Raw genomic sequence first — 25575 nt, 5'->3', positions numbered from 1 at the left:
CGCCTGCGGCATAAATGCCTCCGGCGGATCCACCCCTCTCAAGAGGGGATAATTAGGATGGATTCCCGATCAGGTCGGGAATGACAAAAAAGAGTGTCGGGAATGACAAAAAAGGGTGTCGGGAATGACGGGATTTTTGGGGGAATGACAGACCTCTTGCGGGGATGACAGGCAAAGGGCTGGAATGACAGGAAGAAAGTGGGTAAGGTAAAAAAGATTTCTGAGGTATATTTAATCTCTTTTATCGAAAACCAAATACACCATAACTGTAAACCAAGTCATGACACAAACTGTAAAGGATCTTATGATACTATACAGAGGGCGTCTACCGCGCACAATATAGTAAGAAGCGCACCCCTGACCTACTTAACTCATTCGATAATTCCCACGTCTGAAGACATGGGCCACCCGTCAGTGTCGAAGAAAAGGCCCACACCCGGAATTCTCTATGTTTATTAAAACAGACACAAAAACCGTATGGGCGAATTGAAAAATAGTAACTTTTTCAACAATCCCCAAGGGGGGCGGCACCGGAACCGTGGGATGTTATTTAATGCCCCGGCCGATGCGGTATTTCGCGTTGTTCCATGACAATCGGAAAGGGGCGGGTCGGTATGGGGATTGTCCCATAGATTTGGCCTGTCAATCAAGTCGCATGGTGCCTGATTTGGCTGTATAAGATGCAACCGAACAACAGATTAGGTGTTTGGGGCGAGACGCGGGCGCGCCCGGCACCGGACTTGCATAAAAGCCCAACATGTTCAATCGGAAAATGTTTCCATAAGGAGAACAGGTGGAAGTCAGATTTACATTAACAATGGAAGATGCGGTGGTTGAGGGTCAGAAGATCGACCGGGTGATTATCGACTGGATTGATGAAACCAGCTATGACAGCCTGCTCGAAATTTCCCATGACTGGCTCACCACACGGGAGAGCCTGGCCGGGAAGATGCATGGTCTCGAAAATGTGAGAGAGATGTCCCTGGCGATGGAAGCCACCTGACGAATTATAAAAAAATCTCTGTTTGCCCCTGTTGCTAAAGCCCCGTCAAACCCCATCATGGCGGGGCTCTCTTATTGCCCGCCGGTCATTTTTTCGATTTCCTCGAGAAGAACCTGTTCGAGCTGGTGTTCGGGGACCTTGCGGATGATTCGACCGCCCTTGAAAAGTAGTCCCAAACCATCACCCCCCGCGATTCCGATATCCGCTACGGCCGCCTCGCCGGGACCATTGACCACACAACCCATCACGGCCACTTTCAAAGGCGTTTTATAATGCCGGGTCTTTTGTTCGATAGACTGCGCCAGGGCAATCAGGTCGATCTGGCATCGGCCGCAGGTGGGGCAGGAAATAACATCGACACCGTCTTTTTTTAATTCCAGTGATTTGAGGATGGCTTTGCCGACACGGATTTCCTCGACCGGGTCGGCGGTGAGAGATACCCGCAGGGTGTCGCCTATCCCGGCCAAAAGTAAAGCCCCGATACCGATGGCGGATTTGATGGTGCCGGTCTGAAGGGTGCCCGATTCGGTAATACCAAGATGGAACGGGTAGTCGATCTTCTCGGCCAGCATCAGGTGGGCGCGGTAGGTGGTGATAACCGAGGAAGATTTTAAGGCGACGACAATATCTTGGAAATCCCTTTCGGCCAGGATTTCGATCTGGCGGAGGGCCGCGGTAACGAAAGCCTCGGGGTCGTCATGGCCGTACCGCTCGGTCAGGTCTTTGGGAAGAGAACCGGAGTTAACCCCGACCCGGATAGGGATACCGGCGTCTTTAGCGGCTTTGACCACCTCGCGGACTTTCCAATCCTCGCCGATATTACCGGGATTGATCCTGATTTTATCGACTCCGCCGGCAATAGCCTTGAGAGCCAATTTGTATTTGAAATGAATATCGGCCACCAGAGGGATATTGATCCGGGCTTTGATTTCGTGGAGTTTCGCGGCCGCATCATCATCGAGCACCGCCACCCGGATTATCTCGCATCCGGCCTGCTCAAGCTGTTTGATCTGGGCCACGGTGGCGGCGACATCGCGGGTATCGGTATTGGTCATCGACTGCACGCTGACCGGAAAACCGCCACCGATGATAACATTGCCGACCTTGACGGCCCGGCTTTTCCTCCGGGCGGGAGTGAATGAAGGTTCCATATATTCCTTGACCCCGATAGTTATGACCGGTAATTTATACAGTTTACCGATTATATCAACTGAAAGTTGGGAAAATGAATTACTTCCGCATAATACTCGTAATCGCGATTATCGCGCTTCTGGTTGTCGGATATCACTGGATTAAAGATAAGAGGGCGGCCTGGCGTGAACAGGAGTTGTTCAAGTATGCCGAGGTTATAACCGAGATCGGGATTGCGGCCGAATATAATCGGGGCAGCAACCAGGATTTTCTGGCCGCGCGGGATTCGATTCTGGAGGCATATAACCTAACGTCCGACAGTATGGCGATTTTCAGGACACGGATGGAGGGCAAGCAGGCCGAGTGGCTGAGGGTCTGGGAACTGGTGGACAGCCTGACATCGGTGCGGGTAGGCCAGGAAATGAACGAACTTCGGCAAAATAAAGACCATATGATGGAATGATACAGGGAGCCGAGAATTTTATCCGGAGAATCGAATATTCTAAATTCAGCTAAGAGGTCTGGAAGGCATCGGGGAAATGTTCCAGCCGGCCTTCGAAAAAAGTAATCAGGTCAAACCGAAAGTCAAAATCCTGTAAATTTTTTTCGAGAATATACTGGCGGGCGGCGGAAATCAGGTTCTCCTGTTTTTTACGATCCACCCATTCGGCCGGGTGGCCATATCTATCGGTCAGACCGGCTTTAACCTCGACAAAGACGATTAATCTGTCATGAACGGCGATAAGGTCGATTTCTTTATGACCTGCCTGCCAGTTACGCTCGAGAATCCGGAAACCACGGAAAATAAGAAACTGTTCGGCCTGCCACTCATAGCGGCGGCCTTTTTGACGCTGATTATGTTTCGGATCGGAATTCAATTTCAGATATCAACCTACGGTCTGTTCCAGGATTTCCATGACCGGTTTGAAACTTTTCCGGTGAATTTCGGTCGGGCCGTACTGCCGCAATTCATCGAGATGCTTTTTAGTGGGGTAACCGCGGTGGCAGGCGAACGAGAATTCGGGATAGCGCTCGTCGTATTTATCCATAATCCGGTCCCTTGTGACTTTGGCGATAATCGAAGCGGCCGAGACCGATTTACAGAGAGCGTCGCCGCCGGCGACAGCCAGCTGGGGAATATCGAGATTAGGGATGGCACTGGTGCCATCGACCACGACCAGTTCCGGTTTTTGTTCCAGGGAGCTGACGGCTTTACGCATGGCCAGCAAGGCGGCCCGAAGAATATTAATTTTATCGATCGTTTCGTTGTCGATAATTCCGACGGCGCAGAAGGCCCCGGAGGCGGCAATTTCATCGAAAAGTTCATCACGGCGCCGGGCACTCAGTTTTTTGGAATCATCGACACCCTCGATTTCCAGTCCGACCGGGAGAATCACGGCGGCGGCGACCACCGGTCCGGCCAGAGGTCCGCGCCCGGCCTCATCGACCCCTGCGATATATCGGTACCCCTTTTCATGGAGGCTGGCCTCAAGCCGCGACATATCCGGCAGAAGCCGGGTGAGGCGGTCGAGTTTTAAAATAGTCGATCTTTGTGTCATGACAACTTCCCCTCGGCGCGTGGTTTAAGTCAAATCGGGGGCCTTTTGTTTGTATCGGCGGCCGATGACCGATTTATAAATATTTTATAATTTAAATGCAATTGTTAAAAAATACCCGGGCCGGTTTGACAAAAAAATATTGAAGGCGTATTTTATTTATAAGTCTGTAATGAGGAAGATTAGGAGGAGGGAGTTATGCGATTAATCAAAATTCTGGCGGTTTTTTTACTGCCGGTCGTTTTGCTGGTGCCAAGCGGGTGCGGTGATTCGGACAATCCGATTAAAGTCGGCCTGCCCGGAAACAATCCGGATCCGTGGGCCGGTCTTCCGGCCATCACCCCGGAAATGGTGGCCAATGCTGATTTCGACAACAGCGAACCGGGATTGATGGCCCTTTGGTACGGCGATGAACTTCTGGCCAGCGGGGCTCTATTTGCCCGCTTTCGCGACCGGCTGAAAGAGGTTCGCGAAACCTACGGCGGTTCGATTCCAGAAGCCAATATTACCTTTCAATTCCCCTATAAGGTGGGGAAACTGCTGATTCAGTTATCCGAGGAGGCGGCGGCGGAATTTCGGGCCGGAACATACACCGAATGGGATTCACTCAATACCCTGTTCGGAGTGACCTCGATCGACACCTCGGTACTTTTCACGGACTGCAATTGTGTTTCGTTGCATTTCAAGGGCCAGCTTCACCCGAAATACCTGGCCGAATATTATCGCCCGCTTGCGGGGGTTATACTATGCGAGCCCAACGGCTATGGCGGTGACTGGAGCAATATGTATCCGTGGCTGGTCGAGGGGAAAGTGACCTTTCTGGCCCGGGACGCCTGGGGCGATTGCCCGTCGGGTTGCCTGAACAGCCATTTCTTCTATTTTCGGGAGAATGATCAGGGCGGGATGGATTATATCGGGAGCTGGCTGACGGGGTTCGAAGTGGAATCGGAGCCAGAACCGGAATGGTGGGCGGAAGCCCGCGCGGCCTATGATTTCTACCGGTGATATTATTATAGCTCGATGATTTTCCCGGCGCCGCCATCGATATATTTTTTTGGATAGGCTTCTTTTATCTCGGTTTTATGCTGGGTGCAGTGAGTCGGGCAGACGTGAACCAAATCCCGAAGGGCCTCGTAATTTTCAAATCCGTGCAGGCCACCGATCAGGGCGAAGTTTTTACCGTGTTTCCCGGCCGATTTTAAAATATTTTCTACTCCTGAATGAGAACAACCGACCACGGTCACTATACCATGAGCGGTTTTTATTATCAGTGACTGCTCGATTTCTTCCAGCAGGCCGGTCGAGAAAAGATTCTTTTCGATCTGAACCGGGTCTTTAATTCCGACCACCTTCCGGGCATCCGCCGGAGGATCATAATTGGCCGGGATATATAGTCTTACGTCGGGATTCAAGCGGATAAAAGACTGCAATCCGCCGGTATGATCCCAGTGGAGATGCGAAATAAATACGATTTCAATCGATTCCGGTTCGATTTTCAGAGCGGCCATATTTTTGAGGAGAATCCGGCCGTCGGCCCCGGTATCGAAAAGAATACGATGATTGTCGAATTCGACCAGACAGGCGAATCCCCAGTCGGCGATGAGGTCATCGCGGCTGGTTTCATTATCGTAAATCAGTGTGATTTTCATGGCAGGTTAATCCCTGTTTAACATTTAGACGTAAAAATTCAGTCGGGGTTTAAAATATTCCCCAGAAATTTATAAGCCTAATATTGGCTGAAAATGTATAAAAAACCAGTAAATAGTCTATGAAAAGCGGTTGCCTTTTTCGGGATATTTATTACATTATGTGAAAATATTCACTAGTCACGGGAGAGATGAATGGCGGATCTGGCGAGCCTGCAAAAAATGGCGAAGGAGCGGAAAGTCGAGTATATCGATTTGAAATTCAGTGACCTGATCGGGGCCTGGCATCATATTACCATCCCCATCGAAAGTCTCAATGAAGACTTATTCAGGGACGGGGTAGGGGTGGATGGCTCCTCGCTTCCCGGGTTCGCCAAAATCGAAAACGGCGATATGATCGCCCTGCCGGATCCGCAGGCAAATTTTATTGATCCTTTTTTCGATATCCCGACTCTTTCATTTATATGCGATATTATGGCGGTCGATGGCGAGATTGTGCCCTACTCGCGTAATCCCCGGCGGGTACTGCAGTTCGCCGATAAATATCTCAAGACGGTTCTTCCGGGGACCAGGGCGATTCTCGGTCCCGAATTCGAGTTTTACCTGTTCGATTATGTCAAATTCAACCAGGGGCCGGACGAGGGGTACTACTATATCGATTCCGAAGAGGCCGAGTGGAACACCGGGCGCGAGGGCGAGAAAAATCTGGGTTATAAGGTACAGTACAAGGGGGGATATCATGCGGCACCGCCCCTGGATCGGACCTTCAATTTGCGCTCCCAGATCACGACTCTTCTGAAGGGAGTCGGGATCGGTCTGAAATATCATCATCATGAAGTCGGCGGGGCCGGTCAGCATGAAATCGAAATCGCTCTGGACGAGATGACCCGGATTGGCGACCAGACCATGATGATCAAGTATTTCGTCAAGAACCATGTTTTCCGGATGGGCAAATCGGCGACATTTATGCCCAAGCCGCTTTATAACGAGCCGGGATCGGGGATGCATGTGCATCAGTATATTGCCGACCAGGACGGTTCGATTTTCTATGATTCAAAAGGGCCGGCCCGGTTTTCCAAGACGGGGTTGCACTATATCGGCGGGCTGTTGAAACATGCCGCGGCGATCTTCGCTTTCACCGATCCCTCGACCAATTCCTACAAACGGCTGGTGCCGGGATTCGAGGCGCCGGTCTGGGGGACATACTCGGTCGGCAACCGGACAGCCTGTATCCGGATTCCGGGATACCAGCGGAAACCATCGACTCATCGGATGGAATTCCGGCCTCCGGACGCCACCTGCAACCCGTATCTGGCTTATGCCGCGATGCTGATGGCGGGACTGGACGGGATCAAGAACAAGATTGATCCGGGTCAGGCTGTGGACAGGAATTTGACCGATTTGGCCGAGGCGGAGCGCGACCGGATCCCGCTTCTGCCGACCTCGCTGACCAAGGCGCTCAATGCGCTGGAAGAGGATTATGCCTTTTTGCTGGAGGGCGGGGTGTTTACTAAAGATTTGATCGAGGCTTGGATCGGGCTGAAACGGAAAGATGTCGAAGCGATTCGGACCCGGCCGCACCCGTGGGAATTTATGATGTACTACGATAAATAAGTCGGAGTGGAAGTCAGAAAGCGTCAGCTCTTTACATACATTCACATAGAAAAAAACGGCTCCTGAGACGGAGCCGTTTTTTTTGTGGATTGTGCGGGGAATTTCTGCAAATCAACAGCAAATCCCGTCCGAAAATAAAAAATATGGGACTAAGTCCTTAATTTAAAGAGCAATATAGCCAGCCCAACGGGTGAGCATAGTGATAATGTAGTTTGAATGCCGGAGGATTAATTATCTGTACCAATATTTAAAGACGTTGAATACTCAACAGAAAATAAGAAAGGAGACCAGCCGTCGGCCAGTCTCCTTAGAATCAATACCACGCCAGAGTCGGCGCAGGTTTCATTTTATTGCTGTTAGTACAATTTGCGATAGCCGTTGCCGCCGGTGCGGTTACCGCTTTGGGGGCGCGGTTTCGCTTCGTCGACATTCAGCACCCGGCCATTCAGTTCATGGCCATTGAGGCCGCTGACAGCGGCAACAGCCTCGTCCTGTGTTGACATTTCTACAAACGCAAAACCTTTAGGCTCTCCGCTGTACTTGTCCGCAACAATTTTAACACTTGAAACTTCACCAAAACCCTCGAAGGCCTGGCGTAATTGATCTTCTGTCGTATTGAATGACAGGTTTCCTATGTAGATATTCATTCTACACTCCGTAGTTGCTTATCCCGAAGTGAACTGCGCATCGAAAGGGCCAGTTTCTTCAAGATAAAAATAATATTGCGCATGATTGCGCGGTCAATTCGAGATTAAGCTTTAGCGGAGAGTTGTGTATTAGGACAAGACTACGATAAAGGTCCAGCTCAAATTAATTGTAACATTATAAGATACGTCGGGCTTTAATAAAAAGCTATGATTATTTATGCAAAGGACATCTTTTTATTTTTTTGCCTCTCACTTTGGAGCATAAAAGGCATGCATAATACGACGTAAGGCTCTGTTCTGCATGCTATTATGGTTTATTATTTACATCTTTGGTATTATATATAGAAGAGAGGTTACGAATTGGTGCCTTATAGCTTGCTGTGCATAATTATTTCGATACTCCACAAAGCCGCTTATATCCCTGCCTCTTCCGGTTAGTGATAAGGGTGGAAGACTGGTCGGCCGGCCGGGTGGTCCGATCTTTGGGTGGGTCTCTTGTCATGCGCTGGTAGGTATGAAATGTAGGTATTATTCAATAAGGCAAGGGAGCTTCCCGCATCATGGTGTAAGGTGCCCGGCCAATTGCAGTAAGCAGGCTATAATCATTCGATGGGCAGGCTGTACAACCCACTGAGACCCGGCCAATTTTGTCTTGACCACTCTGTCATCTTTGTTATATTGAATTTATAAAGCGTTTTTTTGCCGGGTCATATTTTCATTTTTTCCGGCGGCACTTTTCTGAAAAATCGATTATCTCTTAATTTCATTAAATATAGCAGGAGGGACCGATATGAAACCCTTTGTTTTTTCTCTCGCAATTTTAATATGCCTGGGTTTAAGTCCGGCCATATTGGCCCAGGTGGCAGGGCCGGAGCTTATCAGTCCGGCTAACGGAACTACCGATCTCGAATGCCCCTTTGATTTTATCTGGTCTTCCAATCCGGATGCATATCATTATTCCCTTGAAATTGATACCGTTCCTGATTTCAGTTCTCCTTTCTTACTAAGCTATGGTTTTAACGATACTCTATGGAATTTTCAATGCAGTAACTGGGATAATCTTACTCTATACTGGCGGGTGAGGGCTTTTTTATTATCCGGGCCCACTACAGATTGGAGCGAAACCTGGTCATTTACAATTTTCGACAGGCGACCGATTTTACAGGTCCCCAATAATGGGCAGACCGGGGTCGATGTTCCGGTAATGATCGAATGGACAACACCTGTCGAGGCCGAATATTTTTTCATATCGATCGATGATGAACCAACCTTCACATATCCTTATTACTTTAATGAATGGGTGATTGAAGATACATTCTTCCTCTGGAATGATTACTTCGAAACCGAAAAATGGCCGACTTACAATAAAACCTATTACTATAAGATACAATCCCAGATAAACATGGAAAGGTTGCCCTGGACCGACACCTGGACATTTACAACAGTCGATGCCACACCAGCTTTGACGGCGCCGCTCGAAGCCGCTGTCGATGAACCGATTCCGGTTTATTTCGAATGGAATTGTGCCGTCGATTTCGATTACTTCACCATTTCAATTGACGATGACCCCGGTTTCAATCCGCCGTTGGTTATGGAAAATTATGTCGTTTACGGCCTATCATATATCTGGACCGAAGCCGATCTGGGGACAACATACTACTGGAAGGTTAAGACATATGCTCATTACGGCGTTTCGGGCTGGTCTGAAACGCGATCATTCACGACTCACTGCCCGGTTGCTGAGATTCCGGAGCTGGTGGGACCGGCCGACGGATCACCATCGCTCAACCAGCCGATTACGCTTGACTGGCAGGGTGTCGGGGGGGCTTACTCGTACTGGTTACAGGTAAGCGAAGCGCCAGATTTTACCGTTCCTGTTATTAATGGTCAGCTTTCCTGGGATGATCGAACAGTGCACGGTTTGACAGCCGGGACAACGTATTACTGGCGTGTCTGCGCCGTCAGCAATGTCTGCGGATGGAGCGACTGGAGCCCGGTCTGGAGTTTCACTGCCGATGCCGATTATATCTGCGGTGATATCAATAATGATAACGGCTTAAACATTCTTGATGTCACCTATTTCATTTATTATTTGTACAAGAGTGGTCCGCCGCCGATCTGCTGGTAAAGAATAGGACGTTTGCCGCGCACAAAAATAACTCAGGAGCAGGGCGGGAGTCCGGGACCCCCGTCCTTTCTTTTTTACGCCTTCCGGTTGGTTATCAGGGCGGAGGCCTGGTCGGTCGGCAGGATTCGCAACTGGTTGATATTGACATGCGGCGGGCGGGTGGCACAGAATAAAACCGCCTCGGCTACATCGGCGCCGGTCAGGTGTTTCAGCCCGGTATAGACTTTTTTGGCCCGTTCTTTATCCCCCCGGAAACGAACCAGGCTGAATTCGGTTTCGACCATCCCCGGATCGACGGAACTGATCCGGACCTGGCTGTCGATTAAATCCATTTGCATCCCTCTGGTCAGGGCATCGACAGCGTGTTTGGTGGCGCAGTAAACATTGCCGCCGGGGTAAACCTCATGCCCGGCAATCGAGCCGATATTTATCACCTGGCCTTTTTTCCGTTGGACCATGCCGGGGATAACCGCCCGGCTGACATAGAGGAAGCCTTTAATGTTGGTGTCGATCATTTCCTCCCAGTCAATCAACTCGGCTTCATGGATTTTTCCCAGCCCGCGACTCAGGCCGGCATTATTTATCAGGATATCGATTTTTTCCCAGGCGGCCGGAAGGTTGTCGATAGCCTGAGTCACATCGGGCTGATGGCGGACATCAAGCTCAAGCAGATGGTAGGCGGTCTGATATTTCTTTTTAAGAGATAACGCCAGGGTTTCCAGTTTTTTGATCCGGCGGGCGGCGAGAATCAGGCGGGCTCCTTCGCGGGCGAAGGTTTCGGCGCAGGCGCGACCGATACCGGCCGAGGCTCCGGTTATCAGAACGATTTTGTTTTTAATCGAAATCATGACAATATCCCGGTTAAGGTGATGGTATTTATTTTCGGGCCAATTTATTGGTTATGAATCGATATGTCAAGGCGGGTCGAAATATCATAGGCGATCGATTTTATCCCGGTATTGGCGGCTGGGAAGAGATATTGGTTTTTTCCTATATTTTTTTTGAAAAATGTGGAGATATGTATAATTTTCGACATTTAACCGTGCATTTAAGTTGTTAATGGATAATGACATAAGCCAAAAAAGTGGGAATTTGGGGCAGGGGTTATTAAAGGCATGGAATATGCAGAAGGATTGGCCAGTAAAAAAAGGGATTAAGATAGCCTGGGTCAGGGTCGATAGATAAAGTATGGCCGGTTGGCCACTGTCACCGCGATCCGGGGATGGGAGGTTTCAACATGGCCAAGAAGAAGAAAGACATATATGTGATGCCGCGCAAGATTTACTGGCATCTGTATAGTCTGCAGAACCTGAACAGCGAGAAATTTATCAGGGTTGTCGACAAAATACTGAGGAAAGAATATCAGTTAATCAAATAGATTTTGGGTGTAAGGTATTTTGTTTTGAATCTATTTTTTGTTGACTTTGAAGGGGCTTTGGCATATTTTCTCTCAAATTTCTGGACTGATTTGACCCGGAAACATTTTATTTGAGTCAGCCATGTTGAGAAGAAAGCTAAGATTTTTATTGATTCCCGGAAGCCGCATGGAAATGCGGCAATTCAGTATATCCTACGGATTTATATTATTCTGCTGTGTAATCATAGCGGGTGTATTCGTGGCCAATATCTTTTTGACCACTTCCTATGTGAAATCACAGGTGGCGGCCGGCGAGGCCAAACGGCTTCGGGTGGAAAACGCAATCCTGACCGGCAAATATACCGATCTCAGCGGCAAGTTGAATGAAATCACTGAGATATACCACGACCTGGTCGAAAAAGAAATTGTTATTCGCAATATTTTCAATCTTCCCGAGATAAGTTCCGATGAGCGGATGCTGGGTGTCGGCGGTCCGGAAAGGAAGATTTTCGAGAGCCTGTCCGAGCCGGTTAAACAGGCCTATTCTACCGAGGGGCGGGTCGACGCATTGCTCAGGCTGGCCCGGTTCGAGAAAGAAAAATATAACGAGGCCTATGATGTTTTGGCCGAGAAAAGATCGATTCTCGATCATACTCCATCGATTCTGCCGACCCGCGGTTATCGGACCAGCGGTTTCGGGATGAGGATTGATCCTTTTACGGGTTACAAACAATTCCATGGCGGCGTGGATATCGCGAATAAGATGGGGACACCGATTTTTGCGACGGCCGACGGGGTCGTGGAATTTGTCGGCAATGTCGGTGATCTGGGCAAGCTGATAAAGATTAATCACGGTTATGGTTATAAAACCCGTTATGGGCATTTAAGCCAGATTAAAGTCAATCGGGGACAGAAAGTCCGGCGGGGGGATCTGATTGGCCTGATGGGGTCGTCCGGTTATTCGACCGGGCCGCATCTCCATTACGAAATTATCAAGAATGGCCAGAAGGTTAACCCTCTGGAATATATCCTGAACAGTTAGTTAACGGGCGGCATCGGGCCGCCTTTTCACATTTTTTATCACGTTAATTAAAATTTTTCGGGGCGAAGTTAAGAGGGCGTTTTCCGTCGCTGGAAGCATTTTCAGGGTGAGAGATGCATTGATATTATCCCTGATATCCCGGCGGCTGTTGGAGGAATCGGAAACATTGACGGGATTTGGATGTATAAAATAAATGCAGGGCGAAATTTAACCGGATGGGTGAGGTGAGGAAAATGATTTCGATTCAAAAAAAATATCGTTTGAAGCGTTTCAGCCTAAAAAGTCCCAAATAACGAACAGGCGATACGGATTTTTTTCGTAAAAGTTTGCGATTTGTCGGAACAAGATCGCAGGAGTTTGGTTTGAGATGAAAATAGATTTAAATAATCCATTTAGTTGGAGTTCTTCGGGAGAGTAAAATGAACACGGTTATGACCAGGTCGAAAATAAATATAAAGCCCGGTAATGAAGTCGATGACCGGGTGGAGCGGGAAACCCGTGAGATTGTCAGGCGTATTCGAAACGGCGAGAGGAGGGCCTTTTCCCGGCTGGTTCGTTTATATAAAAACCAGGTGGCTTCGCTGGCCTACAAGATGGTCGGTGATTACGATGAGGCCGCCGATATCATGCAGAATGTATTTGTCAAGGTCAACCAGAATATCTGGCGCTACGATGAGAATAAACGGTTTTACACCTGGCTGTATCGGATAACGGTCAATGCTTCGATCGATTATATGCGCAAGCACCATCGCCATCAACATGAATCGATCGAGAACGTCAAGGAAAAGGCCGACGAAAAGAATGACACTCCGGAACTGCGGTACCAGAAAAGCCGTCTCCGCGAATATATCGATGAAGCGGCGGGTTCTCTGAACGAGAAGCAGAAATCAGCGTTTGTTCTTCGAGATGTCGATGGCTGTAATATCGATGATGTCGCCACCATAATGAATATGCCGGAAGCGACGGTTCGCTGGTATTTGCATCGGGCGCGGGCCAAGATTAAAAAAGAATTGATGAAGAAATGCCCGCAGCTTCTGATCAGTATGGGTTTTAAATAAAATATCCGGATTTCGCCTGTCTCTGCGGTCCGCCTGTTGCGTTTATTTTTTATACTTCCAAACGGTAATCAATCCTTGTCTATTTGAAAACCTTTTGCTAATTTTATCTATATGGGAAAAACCAGAGAACTTGAATTAAAAATCGGGGGGATGCATTGTGCCGGATGTGCCGCCGGGATAGAGAAGGGCCTGGCGGATCTCAATGGAATCGAGCGGGCCTCGGTCAATTTTGCTATCGGAACCGCCTCGATTGATTTTCAACCGGAACTGGTGGAAGAGGAGTCGATATATAAACGGATTTCCGAGCTGGGCTATACTTCCGAAAAAGCAACCGCCGAGAAACTCTCTCTTGATGATGAAAGCGCCGCCAATCGCCGTAGTCTGGTGCTGGCGATTGTTTTTACCATCCCGGTCATCCTGATCAGCATGAGCGGGATGATTTTGTCGTCACCGCTTATTTCACATAAATATTCCGGAATCGTGCTTTTGATTCTGACTCTACCGGTGCTGTTTAAGGCGGGACGGGGTATTTTCGCCGATGCCTGGAATCAGACCCGTCATTATCACGCCAACATGAATTCCCTGATTGCGCTGGGTTCGCTGGCGGCCTTTTTGTACAGCACTTATACCGTTATTGACAGCCTGATATTCCAGCGTCCCCATGTCGTTCATTATTATTTCGAGTCGGCCGCTATGATAATTACCCTGATCCTGTTCGGGCGCTATCTGGAGAGCCGGGCCCGCGGGAAGGCTTGCGATGCAATCGGGTCGCTTCTCCGTCTCCGGCCGGATAAGGCGACGGCGGTTATCGACGGGATCGAAACCAGTATCAGAACGGCTGATATCACCGGCAATATGATTATTGTTGTCAGGCCGGGGGAGAAGATACCGGCCGACGGGGAGATTATGGAGGGGATGCCGTCGATCAATGAATCGATGTTGACCGGGGAGGCAGTCCCGGTGGATAAAAAAATCGGCGACCGCGTAATCGGCGGTTCCGTCAACGGCAACATTGGTTTCAAATTCCGGGTGACGGGAACCGGTGAAGATACTTTTCTGGCCGGAATAATCCGCCTGATCTCCGAGGCCCAGGGACGCAAGGCCCCGGTCCAGCGACTGGCCGACCGGGTTGCGGGTGTTTTTGTCCCGGTGGTCCTGGTGATCGCCCTGATAACGCTGGTAGCGTGGTATTTTATCGATCCGAACAGCCCGATGCTGATTAAGGCCCCGATAGCGGTATTGATTATTGCCTGTCCCTGCGCTCTGGGATTGGCCACCCCGACCGCGATTCTGGCCGGAACCGGGCGGGCGGCCCGCCGGGGGATATATATCCGGGGTGGAGATATTCTGGAAAACAGTGTTCTGGCCAATCATATAATTTTTGATAAAACGGGGACTTTGACCGAGGGGGTTTTCGAGGTAATGCAGATCACGGCCATGGATGAAACCAAGGACAATGAATTGCTTTTGCTGGCGGCATCGGCCGAAGCGGGTTCGAATCATCCTTTGGCGCAAGCTATCGTGGAAAGGGCGAAGCGGAAAGAACTGGAATTAATGCCGCCCCGCAATGTGAATGAATTCCCCGGGTTTGGAATCCGGGCCGAAGTGGATGGCAAAACGGTTGTGGCCGGCAATACCGCCACCATGGAAAAAGAGAATGTTAATATCGAGATGTTTGTCGGGGCGGCCGAGGAGCAGATGTCGCTGGGTCGGACGGTGGTCTATATTGCGGTAGATGGATTACCGCTGGGTTTTCTATCGCTCGGTGACCGGGTTAAGGAAGAGGCGGTCGAGGTGGTTGATCACCTGAAAAAAAGCGGACGCGAAGTAGTTATGCTGACCGGGGATAATTACCGGACGGCCCAGGGGGTAGCCGGAAACCTGGGAATCGAAAAATTCGAGGCAGGGGTTAAGCCGGATCAGAAAGCTCTATTCGTGGAAACCTTCCGCCGGGCCGATAAAATGGTGATAATGGTCGGAGATGGTATCAATGATGCTCCGGCGCTGGCCGCCGCCAATATCGGGGTGGCACTCGGGTCCGGAACGGATGTGGCGCTGGAGGCGGCCGATATTATTCTGGTGCGCGATGATTTATTCTCGCTGGTGGAAGCGCTCGAGATATCCCGGATGACTCTCAGGACTATCAAGCAAAACCTGTTCTGGGCCTTTTTCTATAATGTTCTGGCTATTCCGCTGGCGGCCGGATTGTTCTATTCGATTCTCGGATGGGGACTATCACCGGTGGTGGCGGCCGGGGCCATGGCCTTCTCATCGCTTTTCGTGGTCACCAATTCCCTGCGATTGTTAAAAACGAAGTAACTATCTCGATTATTACGCGTCTAACATAAGCATCCGGCATCATTTTATTTTCAATCATTTTTCGATGGCATCATCGATAAATCGCCTCACATTTAAGGTGGTTAATCGGTCACGATTTACAGTTGGCCTATGAGAGAGGCTTGTTATCCGAGGGAAATCGATTATGGATTATTTGTTCAAGATTTTGGCAACGGGATTGATGATAATCCTGATTTTCTCCGCGGTTGGTGTGTACGGAAGAGAAGCGAGCATTAACAATAGCGGCAATAATCCGGGACTTTCGGGCGCTCTGGATGAGCCATGTTGCAATCAACCGGGTGATGCCGGTAATAATGGTGCCGTGGGTATTCTGGATGTTACTCATCTGATATACTATTTGTATAAAGGCGGTCCGGCTCCGATCTGTATGGCGGAGGGTGATCCCGATGGCAACGGGGCAATTAATATTATCGATGTTACCTATCTGATTAATTTCATGTACAGGGGCGGCCCGGCCCCGGTTTGCGGCCCTGATCCCTGGCCGACAAAGAAACGACACCAACATTTCAATTTTCACGACTCCGGGCCAATTTGATAGATGTCGGAGATGATAGCTGTTAGCCTTCCATATCCGGCGAGATGTTAAATTCCTTTTATCGCAAAATCCGTTTTGATAATTCTGTTTCGGGACCTATTTTGGTACTCGTTTATTCTGTTATTATATTGGAGTGTCATAAGTTGTGATTGATATAATAATCGGGCTGGGGAATCCGGGGCCCAAATATGCCCACAGCCGTCATAATCTCGGTTTCGATCTTCTGGATCTGATTTGCGAGAAATGGCAAATAACAAGAAGAATCCGCAGAAATAATTATCTATTTGTTGTTAAAGAAGTTAGCGGTAAGGAAAAGACTATAATCTGGCCGGTGACGTTTATGAATAATTCCGGTCAGGCGGTTTTAAAGGCGCTTGAGGATTTCGGGATTATTCCCGGTCGGGCGCTGATAGTAACCGATGATTTTAATCTGCCGCTGGGGCGAATCCGCCTTCGATCCTCCGGTTCCGACGGGGGGCATAACGGATTGCAATCGATTATATATCATCTGGAGACCGAGGATATACCGCGATTGCGGTTGGGAATCGGGCCGATCGGCGAAAATATCGATCAGCTCGATTTTGTGCTGGGGAAGTTTACAGCGGAGGAAGCGGAAAAAAGAAAGAAAATGCTTGAAATAGGAGCCGATTGTGTATTATATTTATTAACTCATAACCTGGAAGAGGCGATGAGTATATATAACCAGACCCCTGCTCCGGATCAGGACGACTGAGACCGGGGCCGTTTGTTAACCTTAAACGTCCATAGGGAGGATTTTAATGAGAATCTATGAGACGACTTTTGTTTTAAGCCCGCAGGCGGATGATGCCGCTTTCGATCGACAGATCAAATCAGTTACCGAATTAATCCAGAAATACGAAGGCAAGGTTCTTGAGGAGGATCGCTGGGGAATCCGGCGGCTGGCCTACCCGATTAAGAAATTCACCCAGGGCTATTATACCCGGTGCGTCTTCGAGGGCAATAATAACCTTCTTACCGAACTGGAGCGATTCTATCGTATCGAGGAATCGTATATCCGCCATTTGACCGTGGCCTTCGAAGGAGAGCTGTCCGAGGCCGGCACGATCCGGAGAGATAGCCATCGTCCGGCCGTTGAAATCGACCGGGACAGCGAGAGTACCGATGATGAATCGGAAAAGGTTTCGGATGAAGATTCGTCCGATGATGATTCGGGCGATGACGACTCATCGGATGATGATAGCGACAATGAGGAACTATAAGAAGTGTTTCGGATATTGATTATGGCTTATGCTGTTTAATGAGCCGGAGATTATTCGGATGAAAAAACAAAAATACGAGGAAAATAAAATGGTGGATTTTGATAGGAGAAGGAAGCGGATCTGCCGCTTCTGCGAGGACAAGCTGGAATATATCAATCATCATGATGAGCGTCTGCTGAAGCGGTTCATCAATGAACGGGGCAAAATCGTGCCGCGCCGGATTTCGGGAAATTGCGCGCGTCATCAGAGACTTCTGACGATTGCCATCAAGCGCGCCCGGCACCTGGCGATTTTGCCTTATACCAATGAGTTTTACCGGTAAAGCCGGACGATCCGCGGAATGATGCCGACTGGCTGGAAACAAATTGAGCCCTTTATCAAGTATGGCGGGCTTCTGATAACCCTCCTGTTTCTGGCGGTATCTGAGATTGTCCTGGTTGGCTATGTGGCACAGATCGGAGTCCTGTTTACCATGATTCTGTTTGCATTTCGACGATATTACGTTTTTCTTGTAATCGGTGCGCTGGGATCGCTGGCGGTCGGTTATCAGGTCCTGGGGTTTTCATCGTTTATGATGATTGCCTGGGCGGTGGTTGTGATTCCCGGGGTGCTCCTGGGCGGACTGATAGCATCAGGTCGTTCGACGGCCAGAGCTTTTGCCTATGCTATCGGCGGGGCCGCGATACTGGCGGTGGCGATGTATTTCATGCAACGGAGTATGATTGATATGGCCATAAATGAATTACGAGAATTGACGGTGATGTTTGTCGGGGACCTGGGGCTCAGCCAGGTGGCCGAAACCAACCTGACGGATAATGTGGTGAAAATCGTTCAACTCGTGGGGCGGCTGATGCCCTCGCTGATGGCCTTATCGGCGATTGCCCAGCTTTTTCTGGGCTGGTTACTGCTGGTGGTGGTGATGCATGGTCTGGGCGAATTTTTCCCCACTATGGGTAATTTCATTTACTGGAAAATGCCGTATTTCTATATGTATGGAATAGGATTATTTCTGGTATTTCGGCTGGTCGGGCCGGAGACGGCCCGGATGGTTTCCGATAACGGGCTGGTTTTTCTGGGATTTTTTTATGCCGTGTTCGGGTTTTCAGTGATTGATTATTATTTGAAAAGAATAAGATTATCGCTCTTTTTGAGAATTTTGTTTTATATTGGATTTGCTTTCCTGCAATTACCCGGTTTGCTTCTGGCGGCCCTGATCGGTCTGCTGGACAGCCATTTCGATTTCCGCCGGGTGAGGGCCAGGATTATCGGTTAGAAATTATTGAGGATGGAAAGGATAGAGTTATGAAGGTGATCCTTCGACAGGATATTCCCGATCTGGGGAAGGTTGGACAGATGATTAAGGTGAAGTCCGGTTACGGGCGTAATTACCTGATTCCGCGGAACCTGGCGATCCCGGCCACCAAAGGCAATCTTAAAGCCATTGACGAGGTCGAGAAACAGAATCAGATTCGTTTGCGCAAGAAAATGCGCGAAGCCGAGAAAATGAAGGTCAATCTGGAAAAATTGTCACTGACCAGCGAGGTGCTGGTAGGTGAAGAGGATAAGATTTTCGGCTCGGTAACTTCGCAGAATATCGTCGATCTGCTTCAACATGAAGGGATCAGTATCGAAAAGCGGCATGTGTTACTCGAGGAACCGATCAAATCGCTGGGTGTTTATACCGTGCCGATCAAAGTCGAGAAAGATATTGTCGCCAATGTCAAATTGTGGGTTATTCGGAAGGCTTGATGATGGCAATGCTTGAGGTTGAAGTTGACGGTCTGGCACTGGATATGATGACCAATTCGCCGGTTGTTATCCTGTCTCCGAAAAACTCCAGCAAGGTGCTTCCGATCTGGATCGGGCATGCCGAAGCCTGGGCGATTGCCATGGAGTTGTCGGGTATCGATGCCAAGCGGCCGATGACTCATGACCTGCTCAAGGCGGCCATCACGGCTCTCTCGGCCAGTGTGGAGAAGGTGGAAATCACCGAACTGCGTGAACAGACCTTTTATGCCGTGGTGTCGCTGAAAAGCGACGGGACGGTGCATCAGATCGATGCCCGTCCGTCCGATTCCATCGCCCTGGCGCTGAAGGTCAAAGCCCCGATCTTTGCCGAGGAAGGGTTGTTTAACCTGGGGTCTCCCGACCAGCCCTCGGAACTGAAGAAGGACAGCGAATCCCTGGCCGACCGTTTGAGAAAAATCAACCCGGAAGATTTCGGTAAGTATTCATTGTAGTGCAAATGAATTTTGTCAGATTATTTATCGGTATAGCTTTTCTTCTGGGATCGGTCTTGAACGTTACGGCGTTGGCCGATGATACCCAGATACAGTTTGGCAGGGCGTATGGGCTGCTGAATGAGGGCAATTATGCGGAAGCCTATGCAATATTCAGCGATCTGGTTCGATCTTACCCCGACCATCGCGATATGGCGGCCTTTCTTTTTTTCCGGGGTAAAGCCGGGTATTACCTGGAATCTTACGATCACGCGATCTACGATTTCAAGCGGTTAATCAAGGATTATCCCAATTCCGTCTATACTCCTTATGCCGAGCTGTTTATCGGGAACGCCCACTACCGGATGGGCCATCCCCAAGTAGCAATCAGCGGTTATCTTGAGGCCTACCGTCTGTCGAAAGATGCCGGGCTGGACGGGCTGTTGATCGAATCGATAGAAGCAGCTTTGGGTTCAACCGGCGCCGTTGATCCGGCCGTAATCCGTAATCTTAATCTATCCCCTGATCGGCAATGCCCGCTTCTGATTGCGGCCGCCCGCGGTTTGATGAAACGGGGGAACTTTCAATCGGTGCGTTCTTTGTTAAGCCCATGTTCGACTCCCGAGGCGGTGCAACTTCTGGCCGAAGCGGAGCGGTTAATGAAAACGGACACCGAGATCGGGGTGGTTTTGCCGTTATCGGGCGATTTTCAGAAATTCGGAGAACAGATTCTCGACGGCATAAAGTTGAAAGCCGAGCAATTTTCTGCTGAAACCGGGATCAGAATTCGTCCGGCCATGTATGATACCCGGGGGGATAATGTCGAGGCGGCGCGGATTGTCAAAAAACTGGCTTCAATGGGAACTGCGGCCGCAATCGGTCCGCTGACTTCGGAAGCGACCGCGATAGCCTCGGCGGTTCTGGCCTGCGGCGATATGCCGCTGATTATCCCGGCGGCCACGCAGGGCGGTTTGACGGAGCTTTCGGAGACCAGTTTCCAGCTACAGCCGAATCTTGATTTGCAGGGGATAATGATGGCTGATCTGGCGGTCCACCGGTTTGGAGCCGATACCGCCGCTATTATAACTGCCACGACACCGGAGAACCTGCGGATGGCCCGGGCTTTTCTAAAACGTTTCGAAGCCAATGGCGGGAAGGTAATCGGGGTGGAGTATTTCCGATCCCGCGATACCGATTTCGGGCCCTATATTCGTGATCTTAAATCGCTTATTCTGGATGATCTTCTGGATTCCATAATCTTTATCAATGAGACCGGCGATACGATCGAGGCCGAGGAGGTTCCGGTACGGCTGGACTGCCTCTATATACCGGCCAACGGAAGTCAGTTGAGGATGCTTCTGCCGCAGATCAATTTTTATAATCTCCAGACGGTTTATCTCGGCGGTGACGGGTGGGGTTCAAGCACGGTTTATGATCTTGGTGAAGCCGTCACCAAGCAGTGCTATTTTACATCGGGAATAATCAATGACAACAGCGGTCCCAGGGCCGAGCAGTTTACCATTGATTTCGACCGCCGTTTCGGTCATCAGCCGGGACGTCTTGAGGCGCTGGGGTATGATGCGATGGCGCTGATTTGCGAGGCGCTTCGGGCGGGCTATTATTCCCGCTCCGAGATAGCCGGATTCCTTTCTGGGATCGAGAATTTCGAAGGTGTCGCCGGACCGGTGACATTCGGGCCGAATCGCGAAAATGTCGATCTTCCAGTCTATACCATCGAAAACCGGGCTCCGCGAAGAGTTGAAATCGATATCCCGAAAACGGAATGACAAAAAATTTTTGCCCTGCGAAATCCAGACCGAGCCGATCGGTTTGGAATTGGATGGAAAATTCAATTTGAATTGGAGATAGATAATGGCTGACCAAGAAAAATTCGCGCTCAAGATGATCGTTGACGGCAAAGAGCGCAATATCACCTTCGAGGAATTGGCCCTTTCGAACAACCTGGCCCAGGAAGCGCTGGTGCGGTTACTGATCGAGAAAAAAGTTATCGAACCCAAAGAACTGGTGGAGATGATGGCCAAAGTGAAAAAGGAACGTTACCGTACGCCCGATTCCATGAAATAAAAGGTAATATGACACCGGATGAAGAAAAAGAGCGGGAACAACTTTCGCTGGAATTGAATATCCCGTCCGGGACGGCCGGACCGGATACGGCAGTGCAGAAACCCGACGGCAAGGTTCTGGAATGGGTCTGTCACCCGGCCAGACGGAATATGCGAACGACTATCCTGGTTTCGTTTTTTCTGGCGGTGGTGGTGGTGGTGGTGTATCTGGCCACCGATAATTCGGTCTGGTTTTCGATCCTGGCATCACTGTTTTTATTCGGTTCGTTGTCTTCGTTTTATTTTCCCTCACACTACCGTTTGACCGAGGAGGAGATAATCGTTAAGACCAAGATGCAGACGATGGTCAAGAAATGGTCGCAGTATCGCACCAGTTATCCCGACAAGAATGGTATTTTGCTGTCCCCGTTTACGCGCCGGTCGCGGTTGGAAAATTTCCGCGGGATATATATCAAGTTCGAGGGCAACCGTGATGAGGTGATTGCCTTTGCGCGGGAGATGATGACCCGAAGCCGGGAAGATGGAGGCTAAAGCTAATGTCGATTTTCAAAGGACCGGTTGACTCCAATGATCCCGATCGCACGGCTATTCCCGAGGAAGAGGACGCCGTTCTGGAGAAAGTGGCCAAGAAAGTGGTTAACTGGCGGATGTCAACCCCGGCCATTGTTTTTCTGGAATCGGTAAAGCCGCTCAATTATATTGGCGCCCAGACAATGGTTTTTTTCGAACCGATCGTGCAATCGTTGTTCAATATTCGTGATTACGACAATTTCCGGATGGCCATGGAACGGCGCGAGAATGTCGAAAACCTGCTTCAGAAAATTGAAAAATATGATGCCGTTCTGTTCGATCGCGAGAAGGCCATCAAGAGATTTATGAAAGCCGAGCGAAAGAAATGGAAATGGTATCAGCGTTATCTGCGAATTTTCCCACCCAGGACCCAGCTTCCCGAAGAGCTCACCGGCCCGCTTTTCCCCGAAGATAAGAAAGAAAAGAAGGGAGAAAAGAAATAATCCCTGATGCGGGATTCCATTTCTTTCACAAGACTCCTTTTCCAGATTGATTAAAACAGCCGGCGGCCATTGGGGACCGGGCGTTCGGGGATGGCAAGAACAACATGGCCGTCATCCGATTCGAACCCGGTAGTCAGCACCTCGGAGATAAACGGTCCGATTTGACGCCGTGGGAAATTGACCACACAGATCACCTGGCGGCCGACAAGTTGATCCTTTGCATATAATTCAGTAATCTGCGCGGATGATTTTTTGATACCGATGTCGCCCAGATCGATCCAGAGTTTATAGGCCGGTTTGCGGGCCTCGGGAAAATCCTCGGCTTTAACAATCGTCCCGACCATTATTTCGACTTTTTCAAAATCATTCCAGCTGATTGGCGGCATGGAAATCACTCTCTGTTTTTTTTCAGATCATGGCTTCGAGATGTTTTTCGACCGATTCGGCCAGGGCGGTCAGATTATAACCGCCTTCAAGCAGGGAAATCATCCGTCCCCGGCAGTGGCGTTCGGCGGTCTCGCGAAGCATCGCAGTCATCTCGCCGAACATCGGGGTGGTGACTCTGGTTCCGGAAAGGGGATCATCCCGATGGGCATCGAACCCGGCTGAAATCAAGATAAATTCCGGTTGGAAATTATCGACGGCCGGGATGACATGGTCATGGAAAACGGCCCGGTAATCATCATCATCAGCCCCCTCGCCGATCGGGAGATTGATCGTGAAACCATCGCCTTTTCCGATCCCGGTCATGCCCGAGGAGCCGGTTCCGGGATAATGGGGAAATTGGTGGAGACTGATGTAGAGGACCCGGTCATCTTCCTCGAACATCCGCTCGGTGCCGTTACCGTGGTGGATATCCCAATCGATCACAGCCACCCGATCCAAACCGGCGATTTCGGTCAGGTAGGCGGCGGTCACGGCGATATTGTTGAAGATGCAGAAACCCATCGCCCGCTTGCGCTCGGCATGATGACCGGGCGGACGGACGGCGCAGAAGGCCCGGTCGAGTTTTCCGTCGAGGATCAATACGGCCGCATGGATACCGGCCCCGGCGGCATAAAGAGCCGCCTGCGGGGTGGCCGGAGTGGCGACGGTATCGCCCCAGTCGAGAATGACGGCCTGGTCAATTTTCAGGGAAAGAATGTCATCGATGTACTGCCGGTCATGGACCATTTCCAGCCACTCGATCCGGGCCGGTTCAGCCTCGATAAAACGGCATTTTCCAGCCAAAGGGCTTTTACCGAGGTGGTCGAGGATATACTTCAGGCGGTTCGGGGATTCGACATGATCATACCCTTCGAGGTGCCGGAGAAAGAGGTCATGTTTTATTATCCCGAGCATGATGCCGCTCCGCTTTCCCGAAATTATTTATCGTAGAAGGGGCAGTAGGATTTGACCACTTTCCAGGTGATCATGCCGTTGTCACCGACCCGATATTCCAGTAACATCCAGCCATTTACCTTGTTATCGGTAATATTGGCGAAGACCAGCCGCGGGCTGATTACATAGATTTCCCGGATGTCATGAAAACGAAAGGCATGGCCCGTGGTACCCTGGTAGGGAATAATATCCTGGTGTTCGGTCAGATCCCGTTTAATACGACCGATGGGATCATCAAGGCCTTTCCTCTTGTATTCCTCGAGGTAATTGGGCGGAACCATGTTCTCGCCGGCCCCCCCGAAACGGCTGGCCTGAAGTTCCCGTTTGGTACGTTCCAGATCACGCTCGGATTTGTCCAGTTTCTCCTGGGCTTCATCGAGCATAATCGAGCAGTTGGTGAGATTCTCATCGTAATCGCTGACGGTGCTTTTCAAGCTGAAGTCATAGATAACCATAACGACGCTGACAATAAAGAGGAAAGCGGCCAGGAATATCCAGAGGTATTTTTCGCGGCCGGGGATGGTCGGCGGGTTTTCGGTATTTTCGGTCTGATCCATCTGCGGCTGATCATCCGGCGCTGTTTTTTTCTTTTTTGATTTGTGTTTACCCATGACGAATTACCCGATTCATTTTTGCATGAAAGGCTCAAAACTCATGAAGTCGGTGTGATGCACAATATAGGCTTCCACCGAACGTTTCACCATGTCACCTTCACCGGCGTGGGCGGCGATGATATGCAGGACTTTATCCGGGACGCCGCATTTCATAGCCAGGCCGACCCCGGAAAAAGGATGCCGGACATACCGGCCGTATTCGCTGACGACCGCTTTGCCGTCTATCTTATCGTACTCGAGAAGCTTACCGACATCGGCCAGGATTGCTCCGGAAATGACGGTGTCCAAATCGATCGGCAGGTTATCCCCGAAGAACTCGCTCATGATCCGGGCGCATTCGCGCGAAAGATGCACTACCGCCCGCTTGTGGGCCATGAAGGTAACGGTACAGTCTTTGGCCTTGAGGGTGAACGGGATTTCCTGGAGATCCCGGGCGGTCAGTTTGCTCAGCCGGAGGGCTTCGACCCAGGTGTCATGAGTCTGCTGACGCAAAGTTTCATCCTTAATCCAGTCCAGCTCCGGCCATAGTTTTTTTACTACATCGGACATGTTCATATCTCCCGGTAATAGCAGTCGTGTTTATGCGGATAATTAAAGGCGAAAGCGAAGACTTGTCAACGCCCTATTCCAACTACCCCGAAAGTGTCGAATTGGCCGGCTACGATTTTTTAAATTTCTTGTTGACAGCCGGGTCGGATGCGATTTATAATAACACTACATAGATACGGTGCCGTCTACAGGGGACGGAGAATAGGAAAGGCGGTGAAAATCCGCCGCAGCCCCGCTACTGTAACGGTTACTCCCGGGACGAAAGACCACTGGCCTGCGGGCCGGGAAGGTGTCCCGGGGGGTTGGATACCGAAGTCAGGAGGCCTGCCGTATCGCGAATCCATAAAACGTTGCCATCAGCGCGGGCTGATCGGTTTCGATCCGTAACCGCGCCGCCGGC

Annotated in this window: 30 protein-coding genes and 1 riboswitch; of the genes, 20 read left to right on the top strand and 10 right to left on the bottom strand. The window is 50.0% G+C overall.

Annotated elements, in window-relative coordinates:
• The first annotated feature begins 793 nt into the window (after positions 1–793).
• Positions 794–1003 (top strand): hypothetical protein, encoded by a 210-nt coding sequence (locus JXQ28_04255; protein ID MBN2276944.1) that lies wholly within the window; start codon positions 794–796, stop codon positions 1001–1003.
• Positions 1004–1074: 71 nt separating this feature from the next.
• Here JXQ28_04255 and ispG read toward each other — a convergent pair whose 3' ends face one another.
• Entirely contained in the window at positions 1075–2154 is a 1080-nt protein-coding gene (ispG, locus tag JXQ28_04250) for a flavodoxin-dependent (E)-4-hydroxy-3-methylbut-2-enyl-diphosphate synthase (GenBank protein ID MBN2276943.1), read from the bottom strand.
• A gap of 74 nt (positions 2155–2228) precedes the next feature.
• Between ispG and JXQ28_04245 the strand changes: the two genes are divergently transcribed.
• Complete coding sequence (locus JXQ28_04245) at positions 2229–2597, top strand: hypothetical protein (GenBank protein MBN2276942.1); 369 nt, start codon at positions 2229–2231, stop codon at positions 2595–2597.
• A 49-nt stretch (positions 2598–2646) separates the two neighbouring features.
• Here JXQ28_04245 and JXQ28_04240 read toward each other — a convergent pair whose 3' ends face one another.
• Together JXQ28_04240 and JXQ28_04235 are read right to left on the bottom strand one after the other, a co-directional pair.
• Positions 2647–3012: a YraN family protein gene (locus tag JXQ28_04240; GenBank protein ID MBN2276941.1), complete on the bottom strand. Its 366-nt coding sequence runs from the start codon at positions 3010–3012 to the stop codon at positions 2647–2649.
• A gap of 9 nt (positions 3013–3021) precedes the next feature.
• Positions 3022–3693 carry a ribonuclease HII gene (locus JXQ28_04235; GenBank protein MBN2276940.1) on the bottom strand — a complete coding sequence of 224 codons (672 nt, stop codon included), beginning with the start codon at positions 3691–3693 and terminating at the stop codon, positions 3022–3024.
• A gap of 195 nt (positions 3694–3888) precedes the next feature.
• Here JXQ28_04235 and JXQ28_04230 point away from each other — a divergent pair, with 195 nt between their 5' ends.
• Positions 3889–4695: a hypothetical protein gene (locus JXQ28_04230; protein MBN2276939.1), complete on the top strand. Its 807-nt coding sequence runs from the start codon at positions 3889–3891 to the stop codon at positions 4693–4695.
• 5 nt (positions 4696–4700) lie between these two features.
• Here JXQ28_04230 and JXQ28_04225 read toward each other — a convergent pair whose 3' ends face one another.
• Positions 4701–5339, bottom strand: coding sequence for an MBL fold metallo-hydrolase (locus JXQ28_04225; protein ID MBN2276938.1), 639 nt, complete (start codon positions 5337–5339; stop codon positions 4701–4703).
• Positions 5340–5531: 192 nt separating this feature from the next.
• Between JXQ28_04225 and glnA the strand changes: the two genes are divergently transcribed.
• Positions 5532–6950, top strand: a complete 1419-nt coding sequence (gene glnA / locus JXQ28_04220) for a type I glutamate--ammonia ligase (protein ID MBN2276937.1) — start codon at positions 5532–5534, stop codon at positions 6948–6950.
• A gap of 356 nt (positions 6951–7306) precedes the next feature.
• Here the strand turns inward: glnA and JXQ28_04215 are convergent, their stop codons facing one another.
• A complete protein-coding gene (locus JXQ28_04215; GenBank protein MBN2276936.1) occupies positions 7307–7597 on the bottom strand; it encodes an RNA-binding protein in 291 nt (96 codons plus the stop codon).
• A gap of 790 nt (positions 7598–8387) precedes the next feature.
• On the opposite strand from JXQ28_04215, the gene JXQ28_04210 reads away from it, so the two are divergent.
• Complete coding sequence (locus JXQ28_04210; GenBank protein MBN2276935.1) at positions 8388–9725, top strand: fibronectin type III domain-containing protein; 1338 nt, start codon at positions 8388–8390, stop codon at positions 9723–9725.
• Positions 9726–9799: 74 nt separating this feature from the next.
• On the opposite strand, the gene JXQ28_04205 is transcribed toward JXQ28_04210, so the two are convergent.
• Entirely contained in the window at positions 9800–10573 is a 774-nt protein-coding gene (locus tag JXQ28_04205) for an SDR family NAD(P)-dependent oxidoreductase (protein MBN2276934.1), read from the bottom strand.
• 389 nt (positions 10574–10962) lie between these two features.
• Here JXQ28_04205 and JXQ28_04200 point away from each other — a divergent pair, with 389 nt between their 5' ends.
• From JXQ28_04200 to JXQ28_04130, 15 genes are all read left to right on the top strand, one after another.
• Positions 10963–11103, top strand: a complete 141-nt coding sequence (locus JXQ28_04200) for a hypothetical protein (GenBank protein MBN2276933.1) — start codon at positions 10963–10965, stop codon at positions 11101–11103.
• A gap of 121 nt (positions 11104–11224) precedes the next feature.
• Positions 11225–12124 (top strand): M23 family metallopeptidase, encoded by a 900-nt coding sequence (locus JXQ28_04195; GenBank protein ID MBN2276932.1) that lies wholly within the window; start codon positions 11225–11227, stop codon positions 12122–12124.
• Between the two features lie 419 nt (positions 12125–12543).
• Positions 12544–13182: a sigma-70 family RNA polymerase sigma factor gene (locus JXQ28_04190; GenBank protein MBN2276931.1), complete on the top strand. Its 639-nt coding sequence runs from the start codon at positions 12544–12546 to the stop codon at positions 13180–13182.
• Between the two features lie 111 nt (positions 13183–13293).
• Positions 13294–15501 carry a copper-translocating P-type ATPase gene (locus JXQ28_04185; protein ID MBN2276930.1) on the top strand — a complete coding sequence of 736 codons (2208 nt, stop codon included), beginning with the start codon at positions 13294–13296 and terminating at the stop codon, positions 15499–15501.
• Between the two features lie 163 nt (positions 15502–15664).
• Entirely contained in the window at positions 15665–16075 is a 411-nt protein-coding gene (locus tag JXQ28_04180) for a hypothetical protein (GenBank protein ID MBN2276929.1), read from the top strand.
• Positions 16076–16220: 145 nt separating this feature from the next.
• Positions 16221–16808 (top strand): aminoacyl-tRNA hydrolase, encoded by a 588-nt coding sequence (locus JXQ28_04175; protein MBN2276928.1) that lies wholly within the window; start codon positions 16221–16223, stop codon positions 16806–16808.
• Positions 16809–16854: 46 nt separating this feature from the next.
• Complete coding sequence (gene rpsF, locus JXQ28_04170; protein ID MBN2276927.1) at positions 16855–17316, top strand: 30S ribosomal protein S6; 462 nt, start codon at positions 16855–16857, stop codon at positions 17314–17316.
• Between the two features lie 28 nt (positions 17317–17344).
• Complete coding sequence (locus tag JXQ28_04165; protein ID MBN2276926.1) at positions 17345–17638, top strand: 30S ribosomal protein S18; 294 nt, start codon at positions 17345–17347, stop codon at positions 17636–17638.
• Positions 17639–17656: 18 nt separating this feature from the next.
• Positions 17657–18589, top strand: a complete 933-nt coding sequence (locus tag JXQ28_04160; protein ID MBN2276925.1) for a DUF2232 domain-containing protein — start codon at positions 17657–17659, stop codon at positions 18587–18589.
• 29 nt (positions 18590–18618) lie between these two features.
• Positions 18619–19065 carry a 50S ribosomal protein L9 gene (locus JXQ28_04155; GenBank protein ID MBN2276924.1) on the top strand — a complete coding sequence of 149 codons (447 nt, stop codon included), beginning with the start codon at positions 18619–18621 and terminating at the stop codon, positions 19063–19065.
• Complete coding sequence (locus tag JXQ28_04150) at positions 19065–19556, top strand: bifunctional nuclease family protein (GenBank protein MBN2276923.1); 492 nt, start codon at positions 19065–19067, stop codon at positions 19554–19556. Before JXQ28_04155 ends, JXQ28_04150 begins: the two co-directional genes overlap by 1 nt.
• A 5-nt stretch (positions 19557–19561) precedes the next feature.
• Entirely contained in the window at positions 19562–21322 is a 1761-nt protein-coding gene (locus JXQ28_04145) for a penicillin-binding protein activator (protein MBN2276922.1), read from the top strand.
• 85 nt (positions 21323–21407) lie between these two features.
• Positions 21408–21620 (top strand): hypothetical protein, encoded by a 213-nt coding sequence (locus JXQ28_04140; protein ID MBN2276921.1) that lies wholly within the window; start codon positions 21408–21410, stop codon positions 21618–21620.
• A gap of 8 nt (positions 21621–21628) precedes the next feature.
• Positions 21629–22150, top strand: a complete 522-nt coding sequence (locus JXQ28_04135) for a hypothetical protein (protein ID MBN2276920.1) — start codon at positions 21629–21631, stop codon at positions 22148–22150.
• 5 nt (positions 22151–22155) lie between these two features.
• Positions 22156–22632 carry a hypothetical protein gene (locus JXQ28_04130; GenBank protein MBN2276919.1) on the top strand — a complete coding sequence of 159 codons (477 nt, stop codon included), beginning with the start codon at positions 22156–22158 and terminating at the stop codon, positions 22630–22632.
• A gap of 50 nt (positions 22633–22682) precedes the next feature.
• On the opposite strand, the gene JXQ28_04125 is transcribed toward JXQ28_04130, so the two are convergent.
• From JXQ28_04125 to JXQ28_04110, 4 genes are read right to left on the bottom strand one after another with little or no spacing between them, the layout of a single operon-like run.
• On the bottom strand, positions 22683–23018 hold the full coding sequence (locus tag JXQ28_04125; protein MBN2276918.1) for a tRNA-binding protein: 336 nt from the start codon (positions 23016–23018) through the stop codon (positions 22683–22685).
• 22 nt (positions 23019–23040) lie between these two features.
• Positions 23041–23973, bottom strand: coding sequence for a histone deacetylase (locus JXQ28_04120; protein ID MBN2276917.1), 933 nt, complete (start codon positions 23971–23973; stop codon positions 23041–23043).
• Between the two features lie 23 nt (positions 23974–23996).
• Positions 23997–24623, bottom strand: coding sequence for a hypothetical protein (locus JXQ28_04115; GenBank protein MBN2276916.1), 627 nt, complete (start codon positions 24621–24623; stop codon positions 23997–23999).
• A 15-nt stretch (positions 24624–24638) separates the two neighbouring features.
• Positions 24639–25175 (bottom strand): HDIG domain-containing protein, encoded by a 537-nt coding sequence (locus JXQ28_04110; GenBank protein ID MBN2276915.1) that lies wholly within the window; start codon positions 25173–25175, stop codon positions 24639–24641.
• 159 nt (positions 25176–25334) lie between these two features.
• Positions 25335–25522: riboswitch (cobalamin riboswitch) on the top strand.
• Positions 25523–25575: the final 53 nt, after the last annotated feature.

The organism is Candidatus Zixiibacteriota bacterium, assembly GCA_016933955.1.
GTDB lineage: Bacteria > Zixibacteria > MSB-5A5 > GN15 > PGXB01 > JAFGTT01.
Note: the sequence above shows the minus strand (reverse complement) of the source record. Positions and strands in the feature narration are given on the sequence as shown.